Source organism: Brucella sp. MAB-22 (assembly GCF_025908475.1).
Lineage (GTDB): Bacteria > Pseudomonadota > Alphaproteobacteria > Rhizobiales > Rhizobiaceae > Brucella > Brucella anthropi.
The window spans coordinates 974,806-990,319 of record NZ_CP109782.1; the positions used below are offsets into that span (position 1 = coordinate 974,806).

Sequence of the window (15,514 nt, forward strand, 5' to 3'; positions counted from 1 at the left end):
CTATAATGGACGTTCAGCAACTGCAGGTATTGGAACGCAAAACTGTCGAACAGAGAAAATGGAAAGGTTTTCTCGGGATAGGCGCTTTGCTTATGGCGGGCGGAATACTTTGCCTGTTCTTGCCTGTGTTCTCTGAATTCGCAGCCAGCACGATGTTTGGCCTCGTCCTTGTAGCCATCGGCGTCGTCAAGATAATCCAGTCGCTCTGGGTCAAAAGCTGGGCGGGCTTTGTCTGGCAGGAACTGTCCGGAGCAGTGGAGCTTGTCGGCGGGATCATGATCTATCTGAACCCGCACAAGGGTGCCCTTGCCATCACTCTGTTGATTGCCATCGTGGTGTTTGTGCATGGTTTCCTTCAGCTGGCGCTATCCTGGAAAATCAAACCGGCAAGCGGCTGGTGGTGGTTTACGCTTTCCGGCCTGATCGCCTGGACTGCCAGCGCGGCACTGGTGGTAAAATGGCCCTGGACGCGTGACCTGCCATCAGGATCGATTGCGGGAATTGCACTGCTGATCGCTGGTGTCGCCTATATCGGAATAGCCTTGAGTACCCGAAATGCGTGAGTGATCGGTCGATTTCCGACCGGAGGGAGGACACGCAATTGAAGAAGACTCTCGTTCGTCGTTCTGTGAACGCTGCCTTTGTAGCCGTGTTGTCGCCTTTGCTTCTGCAGCCAAGTCTGGCTCAGCAAGCTCCAACTGGCGCGGCGCCTCCCGTGATCGTGCGCCAGGTGGAACTGGCACCTGCGACCGCACCGCTTCGTTTCAACGGGCAGGTCGAGGCGATTGAAGCTGTTGATATTCAGGCGCGGATCACCGGTTTCCTGAAGGAAAAGGCGTTCGAGCAGGGGGCTGCGGTCAAGGCAGGCGATCTCCTCTTTGAAATTGAGCCAGACCAGATGCAGGCGGCAGTTATGTCTGCTGAGGCACAGGTTGCACGTGCCGAAGCTGCCCAGAATGCCGCGCGGCAATCATTGTCGCGAACCCGAACGCTTGCCAACCGCAACACCGCTTCGCAAGCTTCCCTCGACGATGCACAGGCAGCGTTTGATATCGCGACTGCGGATGTGCGGAACGCAGAAGCCGCGCTCAACAATGCCCGGCTCAATCTCTCCTATACGCAGGTCAGATCACCAATCAACGGGACAATAGGGCGCTCGCTCTTTACTGTCGGCAACCTCGTTGGCCCGGGCATGGGACCGCTCGCCCGCATTGTGCAGCTTGATCCCGTGCGTGTTGTGTTTTCGATCACGGACCGCGCTCTGATTGCTATTCGCCAGAAGGAAGCAGGAGGCGGGACGGTCAATCCCGAAAGCTTCAAGCTGACTTTGATGCTGGCCAACGGTACGCAATATGGCGAGCGGGGAAACATCCAGTTCATCGACAATGAAGTGAGCGCGCAGACCGGCACAGTGGCGGTGCGCGCCCTGTTCGCCAATCCCAACCATATTCTGGTTCCGGGGCAGGTGGTTGCCGTCAATCTGCTGGATGAAACGGTTGGTGAATTGCCGATAGTTCCCATGTCTTCCGTGTTGCAGGACCGGCAGGGCAAATATGTCTATGTTCTCAACGAGGGTAATACGGTTTCCCGGCGTGCGATCGTAACCGGCACGCGTATCGACAATGGCTGGTCGGTTACAGATGGCCTCAAGGCTGGTGAAACGATTGTCGTCGAGGGTTTGCAACGCATCGCCGATGGGCAGGCCGTATCCCCGCGTGACCCGATCTCCGGTACTGCAGGGGTGGGGCAATGATTTCTGAAGTCTTCATACGACGAACCCGCCTCGCAATCGTCATCTCGATCATCATTTCCATCGCCGGTGCGATTGCGATCTTTTCATTGCCCATCCAGCAATATCCGCAGATTACGCCGCCGACAGTGAACGTATCGGCGGTCTATCCCGGTGCGAGTGCGGAGGTAATTGCCGACGTTGTCGGTGGCCCGCTGGAAACGGCAATCAATGGCGTGGACGGCATGATGTATATGTCATCGACCAGCTCCAACGCCGGGCAGTATTCGCTGTCGGTCACTTTTGAAGTCGGGACCGATCCCGAACTGGCGCAGATCAATGTTCAAAACCGGGCTCAACTGGCGATTTCCCGACTGCCCGCGGCAGTGGCGCAGCAAGGCGTGTCGGTCCGTTCCCGTTCGCCCGATTTCGTGCTGGGCATTGCATTCTATTCGCCGGACGATAGCCTCAACGCGCTTGAGATTACCAATTTCACCACGACTACAATTGTCGATGCAATCTCGCGCGTGCCCGGCGTCGGCGAAGCGAGTGTTGTGGGCGCATCCGAATATTCGATGCGCGTCTGGCTCAACCCGCAAAGAATGGATGCGCTGGGCATAACCGTCGATGAAGTGTCGGCGGCGATCCAGCGTCAGAATATTCAGGCAACGCTGGGGCAGGCGGGCGCGCCGCCGATGCGGGTGGGCACCGAACTTCAATATACGCTGGTGGCACAAGGGCGGCTTCGCGATACGGATGAATTTGGAGGCATTGTCATCCGCACCGGGGCGGACGGAGCAAAAGTGTTTCTGCGCGACATTGCACGTCTTGAACTTGGCGCACGTAACTATGCATCGCGCGCAAGTTTTGCCGGTCATGAGTCGGCCATGCTGCAGATCAACCAGTCGCCCGATGCCAATGCGATCCAGACCGCGACTGCCGTGCAGGCAGAGCTTGAACGTCTGTCGTCCAGATTTCCTTCGGGACTGCAATATCATGTCGTCTACGATGCGACCCGGTTTGTCGAGGCCAGCCTGCAACTGACTGCGCGAACATTGTTCGAAGCTTTCGTGATCGTGCTCGTGGTGACATTCATCTTTCTGCAGGACTGGCGGGCGACGCTCATTTCAGCGCTTGCCATTCCGGCCTCGATGCTGGGCGCGGTTGCGGTGCTGCTCGCCGTTGGCTATTCGCTGAACATGATTTCCCTGCTGGCGCTTGTCCTCGCCATCGGGCTTGTGGTGGACGACGCAATTCTGGTCGTGGAAAACGTCAAGCACGTGCTGGATGATACGCCCGATATCTCGGTCATCGAGGCCACGCGCAAGGCGATGCACCAGATCACCGGGCCGATTATTTCCACAACGCTGGTTCTGCTGGCGGTGGTCACGCCCACGGCGTTTCTGGAAGGCATTGGCGGGCAGCTCTACCGGCAATTCGCAGTCACGATCTCGTCGGCGCTGATCCTTTCGTCATTCGTAGCCCTGACACTTAGTCCGGCGCTTGCGGCACTTTTGCTCAAGCGCGGTCAGGGAGGCTACAAGCGCGGTCCTCTGGCGTGGTTTTCAAGCTTCATGGAGAAAACCCGCAACGGCTATGGCAAGATCGTCGGCTTTCTGGTGAAATATTGGATAGTGCCGGTTGCCGGCATCGTCGCCTGTTTCGCGTTGGCCTATTTCGTTTTCGTCAATCTTCCCGCGACGTTTTTGCCCGACGAGGATCAGGGCGCGCTCTTTGTCGATATCCAGCTGCCAAGTGCGGCCTCGCTCGACCGCACAAACCTGATTGTCGAGAATGTGCGCAAGGTTCTGAGCGAGACCGAAGGCGTTCAGGATGTCATAACGGTTGCCGGGTTCAGCATCCTGCAGTCGACCAGCACGCCCAACGGCGCCATGGCGGTTGCCGCTCTTACACCATGGGAAGATCGTGAGACGGAGGCGCTGCAGCTCAACAACATCATCAACACCTTGCGCGCGCAGTTCTCGCAGGTGCCGGGCGCGAATATCTCGGTATTTGCGCCGCCCGCAATTGCGGGCATCGGTGCTGTTGGCGGTCTTGATTTCCGTCTGCAGGCCTTGCAGGGCCAGCCTCCGCAGGAAATAGCGCAGGTGACCAGCGCTTTGCTCGGTTACTTCAACCGGCGGCCGGAAATCGGTGGTGCGGCGACCACATTCAACGCGAATGTGCCACAGATCTATGTCGATGTGGATCGTGCCCGCGCTGAAGCCCTTGGCCTTAGTGTGTCGGATATTTACGCTTCTATCGGTGCGAATTTCGGCTCGCGCTATGTCAATGATTTCACGCTGAATGGCCGTGTGTTTCAGGTCAATCTTCAGGCTGATTCCGATTTCCGCGCGCACAGCGAGGATATTCTGAAACTTCATGTCAGAAGTCGCAACGGAACCATGGTGCCATTGCGAAGCGTGGTGTCACTGACCACGGTATTGGCGCCTTTCGTCATCACCCGCTACAACCTCTCGGTTTCGGCGCAGGTGAATGCTGTCCCGGCTCCCGGTTCCAGTAGCGGGCAGGCCATGGCGGCCATGGAGCAGGTCGCTTCGGAAGCTCTCCCGGATGGCTATGGTTACGAGTGGTCGGGACTGTCTTTCCAGGAAAGCAGAAGCAGCGGTCAGGAGGTAATCGTCTTCGCGCTTGCCTTCCTCTTCGCCTATCTCTTCCTTGTTGCCCAATATGAAAGCTGGGCATTGCCAGCGGTGGTTATCCTCTCGCTGGGTGCTGCGCTGCTGGGGGCTGTTGCCGCTCTAACATTCTTCGGACTGCAGAACAGCCTCTATGTCCAGATCGCGATGGTGTTGCTGATCGGGCTGGCGGCAAAGAATGCGATCCTGATCGTGGAGTTCGCCAAGGAAAAACGCGAGGCCGGCCTGACAGCCGCAGAAGCGGCCCGTACAGGAGCCGAGCAGCGTTTCCGCGCCGTCATGATGACGGCCGTATCGTTCATCCTTGGTATTCTTCCCCTTATCCTGTCTTCGGGCGCGGGCGCCGGTGCACGTCAGGCTGTAGGTGTGACGATCTTCGGCGGAATGCTTGCCGCGACTACGATTGGGTTGATTCTCACCCCCGGTCTCTACTTTGTCATCCAGCGTCTGAGCGAGCGTCTCGGACGGCAAACGGATGAGAAAAAGGATACCGCCTCTGAAACAGTACATGAGTGAAGCCTCACGGAGCCTTCGACCTATTGTCCGATACTGGGGAACTGAATGACCGAGACAAAATCACAGAGCATCGACCGGCGCGATTTCATGCTCGCATCCATTGCGGCAGCAGGGTCCGTTGCGCTCGCATCCGGGCAGGCACAGGCCCAGACGGGTGATGCAAAACCGGATACCGACGGCAAGGGTTCAGGCACGGTCTATACCGGTGATGTCATAGACGGTAAGCGCGTGATTTCCTTTCTCGATATTTCCGATCTGGAAGCGGGCAAGCGGCACAATTTCTATTTCCAGGGCGTGCAGATGCCGACGGGCCAGCATTGGCATGTTTCGGTCACGGTGATGAAGGGCAAGTCGCCCGGCAAACGGATCGGATTGATCAGTGGCGTGCACGGCGACGAAATGAGCCCGGTGCACACATTGCACACCATCGTGAATCAGCTCGACCCGCAAAAAATGTTCGGCTCTGTTGTCGCTGTCTTCGATCTGTCTCGCCCGGCGCTTGAAGCAATGGCAAGGCGATGGCCGAGTTCAGGACGCGGGATTGATCTTGTCGACATCAACCGGCTGTTTCCGGGTAACGAGAACGCACCGGAAGCGGCGGCACGCCACGCCTGGCTGGTGTTCAATCGCCTGCTGCGACCGAATCTCGACTACGGGATCGATTTTCATACCGCAGCCACCGGTATGGATATGGCCTCATTTCATCTGGCTCGAATGGATCAGCCGGAAGTGCGGGCAATGGCGGAGCTTTATCCGATAGAGCAGATTTTCGACAATTTCGGCGCCCACGGCCTTCTCGCAAATGCACTGATCGATGAGGGTATTCCAGCCTTCACGCCAGAAATAGGCCGACCGCGTATCTTCGATCATGCGATGATTGCCCTTTTTGTCGAAGGCACCATGAATGTTCTCAAACACCATAAGGTCATTGAAGGCAATATAGGCAAAACCAGCAAGGATTCCGGTCTCTTCGCTGCGGATGGAATGGCGCCGGTTCTGACGACACATGGCGGGTTTATCGAACATCACGTTGAACTCAATGAGCAGGTGCAAGCGGGACAAAAAGTGGCTAGTCAGAGAAATTCATTCGGGGAAGTCGTGGCTGAATATTCCGCGCCCGTGGCGGGCAAAGTCGGTGCCAAGCGTACCGATGCCTCATGCGAGCCGGGCACGCCGATCATCTTCCTCTTATTTGATAGCGCAACCGCCACCGGAACCGGTGGTTTGGCCGAATAAGCGCAATAAAACCTGCAACAGATGAGAGCATGAACATGAAGGTCAGACATTTCTTACTGACAGCACTGGTCGCCGTCAGCTTCGGCGTTCCAAATGGCGCGAGCGCTCAGGACAAGACCGAATCTGAACGGAATCTCGAAGCTTTCCCGGCAGCACCGTCGGGCTCTTACCGTTATGTCATCCATCTTCCGCCACTGGAGAAAGAACAGGATGCCAAGGTTGAAATTATCGCGGGCCGCAACGCAACCGTGGACTGCAATATCAGCTGGTTTGGTGGAAGTTTAACGCCGAGCACCGTCGAGGGCTGGGGCTTTGATTATTTCACTCTGGCGGCAAGCGACCGCATGTCGGGTACGCTCATGGCTTGTCCGGAGGACAGCAAGCGGACCGATTTCGTGCCGGTTCGGGGTGAGAACTTCATGCTCCGCTACAACAGCCGGCTGCCGATCGTCATCTATGCGAAAGATGGCTTTGAAATCCGCTATAGAATCTGGAAGCCATCCGACGAAACGCTCAACGCGCAACGAGGATAGCAGACCCTCGATAAGTTCAGGTGGAGTGATGAAACAATGCCCGGATGCTCAGCATCCGGGCATTGTTTGTATCCGACTTACTGGCTGAAATTCCGTCCATCGGCACGTTTTGAAAAACGCAACACGATGAACCCGGCGAGACCGGCAACGAGCGAGCCAATCAATATCCCGATTTTCGCTTCGTTCTGCAGCAACACGTCATCGAAAGCGAGAAGCGAGATGAAGAGGCTCATCGTGAAGCCGATGCCGCACAGAAGCGTCGTTCCCAGCATTTGCGGCCAGCTTGCCCCGGCGGGCAGGCCGACGATTCCGGTTTTCACCAGCAGCAACACCGCGCCAAATATGCCGACAAGCTTGCCGATGGCCAGACCGGCGGCAACACCCATCGTCACCGGCGCGAAGAAGGCTTCCATGCCGAGACCGGAGAAGCTGACGCCTGCATTGGCGAAACCGAATATGGGCACGATGATGAACGAAACCGGCTTGATGAGGCTATGCTCGAGCAGATGCAGCGGGCTTTCGGAGACGGTCGCTTCAGGCTTCGCGGGGGTGCGCTTGATCGGAATGGTCAGCGCAAGCAAAACGCCTGCAATGGTCGCGTGGACGCCCGAGCGATAGGTGAAGAACCACAGCACGAGGCCCAGCAGAAGATAAGGTGTCAGACGCTTCACGCCGCTCAGGTTCAAGGCTACCAGGGCAGCGACGACTGCTGCAGCCAAACCAAGGTCCATCAGTGAAACGCCGGTTGTATAAAACAATCCGATGACAATCACTGCGCCGAGGTCGTCAATGATGGCAAGAGCTGCAAGAAACACCTTCAGCGATGTCGGAACTCTTGGCCCCAGCAAGGAAATAACACCGAGCGCGAACGCGATATCGGTCGCCGCCGGGATCGCCCAACCATGGGCAGCACCGTTATTGAGATTGAAGGCAAGGTAGACGAGCGCCGGCACTGCCATGCCTGCCGCTGCTGCTGCACCGGGCAGAATGCGGCGTGGCCATGACGAGAGGTGGCCGTCAACCATCTCGCGCTTGATCTCCAGCCCGACCATGAGGAAGAACACTGCCATCAGTGCGTCATTGACCCAGTGCTGGACAGAAAGCGGTCCGAGATAGGCATGAAGGGCGCCAAAATAAGCTTCTGAAAACTGCGAGTTGGCCACCAGCAATGCCGCTGCTGCAGAAGCTATAAGCAGCAGGCCGCCTGACGACTCACTATCAAGAAAATTGCGTATAGTATTTTGAATGCGACCAGCCATGGCAGCTCCCTGACAGAAACGGTTAAAAACAGTCTCCGTATTCAGGGTAATCCCTGGGCGCACGCAGCACACGCCATGAAGCCAAGATAGCGACAAATTCTGCGCTTTCAAGTCGTTTATGGAGTTGGGATTCGATTTCTGACGGTATTTATGTGGTGTTACAAGTAAATATGTATAGTTTTTGATTTTTATTTAAATTACTCGATGATTTATCATATTGTAGTTTTATAAATCTCGTTATTTCTTGTTTATCGAGGTTTTAATTTTGATAGAATACCGCTTCGAGCTTTGAGGTTATATCAAAATTCAGCAGGTCTGGCCAATGGCGGACTGGACGCTTGACAAGCCGCGCCCAGCTTTCCATGCTCGGCGACACAATTTGAACAAAATTATTCTGGGAACGGAGAGCAGATATGACAATGGGAAAGTTCACCCGGCGCGGTGTGGTTGCTGCATTTGCAGGAATTGTGGCTGTCGGAGCCAGCATCGCTCTTGCACAGGCTCCCGCCTTCTTTCGCATCGGCACCGGAGGAACAGCGGGCACCTATTATCCGATCGGTGGCTTGATCGCCAACGCGATTTCTGGGGCAGGGGATAAAGGCGTTCCCGGTCTGGTGGCGACGGCGGTTTCATCGAACGGTTCGGTCGCCAATATCAACGCTATTCAGTCCGGATCGCTGGAATCCGGCTTCACCCAGTCGGACGTGGCTTACTGGGCGCATACCGGCACCGGTCTTTATGACGGCAAGGGCAAGGTCGAAGATCTGCGCCTGATTGCTACGCTCTACCCCGAAACCATTCATCTGGTCGCCCGCAAGGATGCAGGAATCAAATCCGTTGCCGATCTCAAGGGAAAACGCGTTTCCATCGATGAACCGGGATCGGGTACGATCGTTGATGCCCGTATCGTGTTGGAAGCGTATGGATTGAGCGAAAGCGACATCAAGGCTGAACATCTGAAGCCGGGACCTGCAGGAGAGCGTCTGAAGGACGGCGCGCTCGATGCCTATTTCTTCGTTGGCGGCTATCCGACCGGCGCAATCTCGGAGCTTGCCACATCGAACGGTATATCGCTGGTTCCGATTTCCGGTCCGGAAGCGCAGAAGATTCTTGAGAAATACTCGTTCTTCTCGAAGGATGCTGTTCCTGCCGATACCTACAAGGATGTCGGTCAGACCGAGACTCTGGCAGTCGCGGCGCAATGGGTGACGAGCGCCAAGCAACCGGATGAACTCGTCTACAACATCACCAAAACCCTGTTTAACGACGACAGCCGAAAAGCACTGGATGCCGGGCACGCAAAGGGCAAGCTCATCAAGCTTGATACGGCAACGACCAGCCTTGGCATTCCGCTACATCCCGGCGCAGAACGCTTCTACAAGGAAGCAGGCGTTCTGAAATAAGCCGACCATTCCGGTTCGGATGAACAAGTTGCACGGAGTTTCACCGGAACTCCGTGCATTTGCTTCCAGTCCGGTACAAAGCATCTTTCAGGTATATAAGCATTTTAAAACAAGCGATTAGAGTGTTTTTTGATTCAAGTGGATCAGCTGCGCTCTGGATGGAGAGGCCAGTATGGTGAGCGAGCAAGAGGCGAAACTGTCGCCCATGGAACTGGATGAAGCCAAGGCGCGCGAGCTTGAAGAGAAATTCGACTCCGAGATTCGTTTTCGCCCGCTGGGGCCGCTCGCAGCCCGCATCGTTGGCGCGCTGCTGATCGCACTTTCCATCTTCCACTATTACACTGCGGGTTTCGGCCTTCTGTCGGAAATGGTGCATCGCGGTATTCACCTTTCCTTCGTGCTCGGCCTCGTCTTTCTTGTTTTCCCGTTTTCCCGCAAGGGATACGACAAGCCCACCACATCGTCGTGGCTGAGACCGCTTGGCATTTCCATTATCGATTGGGCGCTGGCAATCATCGCGGTCGTGTCCGTCGCCCACGTTCCAATGATACCGCTCGACGATCTGGCTTTCCGCGTCGGCAATCCGACGACCACGGATGTCGTTCTCGGCGGCCTTCTCATTCTGGTCCTTCTGGAAGCGACGCGACGCTCCGTCGGCTGGCCACTGCCGATCATATCGGTCCTGTTCATGCTCTATGCGCTCTATGGGCAGCATATGCCGGGCATTCTCGTGCATCCCGGTGCAACGGTCAGCCAGCTTGTCGATCATCTTTATCTGACGACACAAGGTATCTACGGTATCGCGCTCGGTGTGGTCGCGACCTATGTTTTCCATTTCGTGCTGTTTGGGGTTTTTGCAACCCGCATCGGTCTCGGTCAGCTGTTTCTGGATTGCGCGGCCTGGGTAGCAGGCCGCTTCGCAGGCGGTCCGGCAAAGGTCTCCATTTTTGGCTCCGCCTTGTTCGGCATGATTTCGGGCTCGTCAGTCGCCAATACGGTGACAGTCGGTTCGCTGACGATCCCGGCGATGATCCGGCTCGGTTATAAACGCCACTTTGCCGCTGCCGTGGAATCGGCATCATCGACAGGCGGGCAGATCACGCCGCCGATCATGGGCGCAGCGGCGTTCCTGATGATCGAATTTCTGAACCTGCCTTACACGACGATCATTCTGGCAGCCATCGTGCCAGCCTTCATGCATTTCTTCGGCGTTCTGATGCAGGTTCATTTCGAAGCCAAGCGCAACGGGTTGCGCGGCATGACGAAGGAAGAACTGCCTGACCTGAAGGAAGCATTCAAGCGCGACTGGCCGACCGTTATTCCGCTGATCGTGCTGATCGGTGTTCTGCTGTCGGGTTATACGCCTTATCTGGCTGCGTTCTGGGGCATTACGCTCTGTATTGCGGTGGGATTGCTTAATCCGCGCAGGCGCATGTCGATAGGCGAGATTTTTGACGGACTGCGCGACGGCGCCAAATATGCGCTCGCCGTTGGCGCTGCGGCGGCGACCGTCGGCATTATTGTCGGCGTGGTGACGCTTACCGGCGTTGGCTTCAAGATTTCCTATATCGTGACGTCGACTGCAGGTCAGCTTGCCACCTATTTCGGCACCATTCTGCCTGCCGCCTGGTTCGGTCCGCAGACACTGACGCTGCTTTTCACGCTCGTCATGACGGGGATTGTCTGCATTCTGATGGGCTGTGGAATTCCGACGACAGCCAATTACATCATCATGGCGACAATTGCCGCGCCCGCGCTGGGGCTGCTGGGTGTTGAGCCCATTGTGGCTCACTTCTTCGTCTTTTATTACGGGGTGCTGGCGGATATCACGCCGCCTGTTGCGCTTGCCGCCTATGCGGCGGCAGGTATGGCGGGCGCCGATCCGTTCAAGACAGGCAATACGGCGTTTCGGCTCGGTCTCGGCAAGGTGCTCGTGCCGTTTGTCTTCGTCTTCTCTCCGTCACTCCTGCTGGTTACATCGGACTTCAACTGGCCGGATTTCCTGGTGGCGTTCCTTGGTTGCGCCATAGGTATCACCGCTCTCGGTGCCGCATTGTCAGGTTTCTTCCTGGTGCGGACCAAGGCCTGGGAAAATGTCCTGATGATTTTTGCAGCCATTCTTCTGGTCGCGCCGGAGATTTACTCGTCGATCGTGGGGCTGCTGCTGCTGGTGCCGGTTGTGGTTCGCCATCTTTCTTCGGTGAGGCAGCCACAGGCTGTGTAGGGATTATCGGATCGATGACGCACCGCTGGCAACAAGCCGTGCGTCATCGCCGAAACAGCGTTACTGGTTGATTTCAGGCTCGACGAGCTTCTTCAGCTTGTCCAGACATTCCTGCCAGCCGAGATAACAGGCTTCAGCCGGAATTATATCGGGGACGCCCTGCTGTTCGATGTTGATTTCCGTTCCGACCGAAACGGCTTTCAAGGTTATCGTGACCTTCATTTCGCCGGGCAGGTTCGGATCGTCGAAACTGTCCGTATAGACCAGCCGTTCTCCCGGAACGAGTTCCACATATGTGCCGCCAAAGGAATGGCTGTGACCGGTTGTGAAATTCCGGAACGACATTCTGTGTTTGCCGCCGACCTTTGCGTCCAGTTCATAGACGGTGCAAGTGAAGCCATATGGCGGCAACCAGCTGGCCACCGCATCCGGCTCGACGAATGCGCGATAAACCTTCTCCGGCTTGGTGGCAAATACACGGTGCAGGCGAATAGTGCTGGGCATGGTTTCCTCCCTTTGTCGGTTTTCTGTTCAATGGGTATTGGCGGGGTGTTTGAAGAGCAGGCTTATATACCGCTTGAGATGGTCGACACTTTCCACCGCACGCAGCGGATCACCGCTTGCCTTGGCGATGATGAAAGCGCCTTGAATGACCGCCTGCGTATGCAGAGCCAGGCTTTCAGCGGTGAACTCACCTGCAACCGGATAGCGTTCCATCGCGGCTGCGATATCCGGAACAAGCGTGTCTGCATGGCTTGAAATGCTGTCCCAGCAGGCATCGCGGATCACGGAATTGGTCTCGTAGACCTCCTGTGTCATGGTGCCGACGAGACAGGTGAAATCAGGCAACTCGCCTTGAATCAGCTGCTTACGCAACTCGACATAGGCCAGCACGCGCTCAAGCGGGTCTTCGGGAGCATGATAGGTGGCTTCCGCAAAGAACGCGCCGGTCATTTCCGACCAGTAATTCGCGGCAGCAACGGCCAGATCTTCCTTGCTGGAAAAATGATGAAAGAAAGCACCTTTGGATAAGGACGCTTTGTTGCAGATGTCATCGACCGTCGTTGCGGCATAACCCTTGGTGCGAATAACGCTTAATGCTGCATCAAGCAGGTTGGACCGGGTCATTGGATTTTGTTTGCGTGCCATAATCGTGCTCCTTGATATACAATACCAACTGGTTGGTATGAAATCAAGTGACCAACTGACGTATCACTATTTGCTGCGGGGAGGGCTGTCGGTGATTGCGATGCGGATGATTCTGAAAGCTGGTTTGGATTCGAGTGCATGGCCGGGTTTGTGGATAAGTTTGATGTCATTGAAAAAGCCCGAAAATCGGGTGTTCTGCAGCAAAATCGAAAATTCTTATTCTTTCTTCGTGACCCTTGCTTGACACTTGTTCGAGAACCCCTTAAACGACCGCTCACACCGGACGGAAACGCCGGTGCGACGCAACCGAAAGGTTGCCGAGAAATGCGCGGGTGTAGCTCAGTTGGTTAGAGTGCCGGCCTGTCACGCCGGAGGTCGCGGGTTCGAGCCCCGTCACTCGCGCCACTTTCCTCTCAACAAATCGATAGATTGAACGTTGACACGAAAGTGGCGCCTACCGCCGTTTTTGCTTCTTTCAAGCCAGAATTACTGATCGTGAACGGGCATTGAAATGCCCTGTGAATGATTTTTGTAATATCGCAATTCTTCTCCAAACACGCGCTTGACACTTGTTCGAGAACCCCTTAAACGACCGCTCACACCGGACGGAAACGCCGGTGCGACGCAACCGCAAGGTTGCTGAGAAATGCGCGGGTGTAGCTCAGTTGGTTAGAGTGCCGGCCTGTCACGCCGGAGGTCGCGGGTTCGAGCCCCGTCACTCGCGCCACTTTCCTCTCAACAAATCGATAGATTGAACGTTGACACGAAAGTGGCGCCCACCGCCTTGTCTCTCGGGTCGCCGCATCTTCAAAGAATCTTCATGGAATTGCCGGAGGGTAGCTGTTTCGCCGAACCGTACGCCTGCTATTTGGAAAACTGCTTCCAGGATAGATAGGCGACTGACAGGATGATCGCGGCAATGGCGAGAAGATCGCCGCTGGCGAGCAGATAATGGCTCATGCGTGACCTCCTTGCGATACTTTGGCCGACAATGTGCTTCATGATAGCCGGGGCGAACGTGATCTGAAGGCATGGCTTCGCAAAGCTTGCTGCATTTGGAACGCTTCCATTCCAACTTTCTCGATAAACGCGAACGGAATTTCTCAATGTCCGCGCCGCAGGCACTTCGCGACAATTTGAGTTGGCGAGAAGCGGCCCATTTGGTCCATGCATTGCCATGGAACGAATTTCCTGTTTTCAATCGCGTGAAATCGGATGACAGGAACGGATCGCTGCGACGATGACCCGACGCGCTTATCTTGGTGTGCTTGCAACGTTTTTGATTCTTGCCGGGTGTGGCACACCCCGCGCTGTGCTGTGGCATGGACCGAATTCAAGCCCGCAATCGGTGGCCGCAGCGCAAGCCGCTATCGTCAAGCCTTCAAAACCGGCGGCAGTGGTTCCTATTTATGTTGCGACGAGCCGCCAGCGCTCGGATAATTTCTCGCAGCCTTACAATTCAAAGCGCTCGGAAACGCTGAATTTTGCGCAGGTTGATGTCGGGATTCCGGCAGCTCACGTCAAAGGACAGGTTGAGTCTACCGGCTACAAGCCTGATCCCGCCAAAAATTTCGCCGCCACGGCATTCCAGCCTTACGACAATGCCGAGCAGTTTCTCGCGCAATTGAATGCCGTCCTGGCGAAGCAGGGGCCGAAGGACAAGGAAATCCTGATCTTCGTGCATGGCTACAACAATAATTTTGCCGACAGCACATTCCGCACTGCGCAATTTGTCCATGATTACAAAATGAAGTCGGTGGCGGTCGAATATGCCTGGCCGTCGGGCGGCGATCTTGGGCTTTATGTCTATGATCGCGACAGCGCGGACTTCGCACGTGACGGTCTGGCGCGATTGCTGGAACTCGTCGCCCGCAGCAAGGCGGAGCGTATTGTTCTCGTCGGGCACTCCATGGGCGGCTTCGTGACTATGGAGGCTCTGAGGACCCTGTCTCTGCGTGGCGAAAAGAATGTGTTGCGTCGCATCAATGCGCTGTTGCTCGCCGCACCGGACATCGATCTCGACGTCTTCGAAAAGCAGATCAAGGATATCGATCCCATGCCGCGCCCAACGGCGGTGATGACATCGCGCAGCGATCGCGCGCTCGGGGTCTCATCCTTTATTACGGGCGGCCATGCGCGAGTAGGGGACGGCACCAGTATTCCGACGCTCCAGAAATATGGAATCGCGGTGATCGACGCTACCGATTTGGATGGAGGCGAACATAATGTCTTTGCATCGTCGCCATCGCTCATGGCTCTGGTCAGTGATGGCAGTCTTTCGCTGGACGCTCTGAACGGGCGGGAGAAGCAGACAACGGGGCAGGCGGTGCTGGCAGACGGTGCCTCTGCAATCAAGGGAGCTGCATCGCTTGTGCTTTATCTGCCCGGTAGGCTGGTCGGGGCAACGACTTCTGCTGCTCCATGAGTTCATTTTAAAGCGAGAGCTGAAACCCCCAACTTTCATTCCCAAGTTGCAGGCAATTGATTCTCCTGGCGATTGCTAAGCCGACCAGTCCGTGCGACTTTTCCTCACGAAATTATGATCTTTTCATGTTATACGGGTTTTCAGTGGGATATGCGGGCTTGATGCCATGGCTTGTTAAGCATCTTGGCTCGTCTTTGCCCAATAGATCATGCCGGAGGGGTTGCGCTTGCGAACGCGCTGCGATAACCGTCCCGGCGAAAAGCGCTTAGTTCGCACGGCATGCCTTTTGAAGCTGCTTGGGCGACGAGGTTGCAACAGATGCAATGTGTCGCATGGTCGTCAGCTCCAAAAAGCTTATGACAGGCGGCGCAGCCTCGTAT

The 15,514-nt window shown here is 56.1% G+C and carries 11 protein-coding genes and 2 tRNA genes; 10 read left to right on the plus strand and 3 right to left on the minus strand.

Annotated features, from left to right (window positions below; genetic code table 11):
• The first annotated feature begins 5 nt into the window (after positions 1–5).
• From OHI65_RS14200 to eco, 5 genes are read left to right on the plus strand one after another with little or no spacing between them, the layout of a single operon-like run.
• Positions 6–563 carry an HdeD family acid-resistance protein gene (locus OHI65_RS14200; protein ID WP_264359074.1) on the plus strand — a complete coding sequence of 186 codons (558 nt, stop codon included), beginning with the start codon at positions 6–8 and terminating at the stop codon, positions 561–563.
• Positions 564–601: 38 nt separating this feature from the next.
• Positions 602–1,753: an efflux RND transporter periplasmic adaptor subunit gene (locus tag OHI65_RS14205; protein WP_151609793.1), complete on the plus strand. Its 1,152-nt coding sequence runs from the start codon at positions 602–604 to the stop codon at positions 1,751–1,753.
• The gene (locus OHI65_RS14210) at positions 1,750–4,905 is read left to right on the plus strand and encodes an efflux RND transporter permease subunit (protein ID WP_029925029.1); all 3,156 of its coding nucleotides are present in this window, start codon (positions 1,750–1,752) and stop codon (positions 4,903–4,905) included. The genes OHI65_RS14205 and OHI65_RS14210 overlap by 4 nt, the downstream gene beginning before the upstream one ends.
• 45 nt (positions 4,906–4,950) lie before the next feature.
• On the plus strand, positions 4,951–6,141 hold the full coding sequence (locus OHI65_RS14215) for a succinylglutamate desuccinylase/aspartoacylase family protein (protein ID WP_264359075.1): 1,191 nt from the start codon (positions 4,951–4,953) through the stop codon (positions 6,139–6,141).
• Positions 6,142–6,176: 35 nt separating this feature from the next.
• Complete coding sequence (gene eco / locus OHI65_RS14220) at positions 6,177–6,674, plus strand: serine protease inhibitor ecotin (RefSeq protein WP_010661164.1); 498 nt, start codon at positions 6,177–6,179, stop codon at positions 6,672–6,674.
• Positions 6,675–6,751: 77 nt separating this feature from the next.
• Here eco and nhaA read toward each other — a convergent pair whose 3' ends face one another.
• Entirely contained in the window at positions 6,752–7,933 is a 1,182-nt protein-coding gene (gene nhaA / locus OHI65_RS14225) for a Na+/H+ antiporter NhaA (protein ID WP_010661165.1), read from the minus strand.
• A gap of 413 nt (positions 7,934–8,346) precedes the next feature.
• Here nhaA and OHI65_RS14230 point away from each other — a divergent pair, with 413 nt between their 5' ends.
• Together OHI65_RS14230 and OHI65_RS14235 are read left to right on the plus strand one after the other, a co-directional pair.
• On the plus strand, positions 8,347–9,336 hold the full coding sequence (locus OHI65_RS14230; RefSeq protein WP_010661166.1) for a TAXI family TRAP transporter solute-binding subunit: 990 nt from the start codon (positions 8,347–8,349) through the stop codon (positions 9,334–9,336).
• A 172-nt stretch (positions 9,337–9,508) separates the two neighbouring features.
• The gene (locus OHI65_RS14235) at positions 9,509–11,560 is read left to right on the plus strand and encodes a TRAP transporter permease (protein WP_151689759.1); all 2,052 of its coding nucleotides are present in this window, start codon (positions 9,509–9,511) and stop codon (positions 11,558–11,560) included.
• A 60-nt stretch (positions 11,561–11,620) separates the two neighbouring features.
• Here OHI65_RS14235 and OHI65_RS14240 read toward each other — a convergent pair whose 3' ends face one another.
• Both OHI65_RS14240 and OHI65_RS14245 read right to left on the minus strand, forming a co-directional pair.
• Positions 11,621–12,064, minus strand: a complete 444-nt coding sequence (locus tag OHI65_RS14240; RefSeq protein WP_012092264.1) for an SRPBCC family protein — start codon at positions 12,062–12,064, stop codon at positions 11,621–11,623.
• Positions 12,065–12,091: 27 nt separating this feature from the next.
• A complete protein-coding gene (locus tag OHI65_RS14245) occupies positions 12,092–12,709 on the minus strand; it encodes a TetR/AcrR family transcriptional regulator (RefSeq protein ID WP_012092263.1) in 618 nt (205 codons plus the stop codon).
• A 328-nt stretch (positions 12,710–13,037) separates the two neighbouring features.
• Between OHI65_RS14245 and OHI65_RS14250 the strand changes: the two genes are divergently transcribed.
• The 3 genes from OHI65_RS14250 (at position 13,038) to OHI65_RS14260 (ending at position 15,134) form a co-directional block, all read left to right on the plus strand.
• Positions 13,038–13,114: transfer RNA gene (locus OHI65_RS14250), tRNA-Asp, on the plus strand.
• Positions 13,115–13,359: 245 nt separating this feature from the next.
• Positions 13,360–13,436: transfer RNA gene (locus OHI65_RS14255), tRNA-Asp, on the plus strand.
• A gap of 513 nt (positions 13,437–13,949) precedes the next feature.
• Positions 13,950–15,134, plus strand: coding sequence for an alpha/beta hydrolase (locus tag OHI65_RS14260; RefSeq protein WP_151609796.1), 1,185 nt, complete (start codon positions 13,950–13,952; stop codon positions 15,132–15,134).
• Positions 15,135–15,514 lie beyond the last annotated feature (380 nt).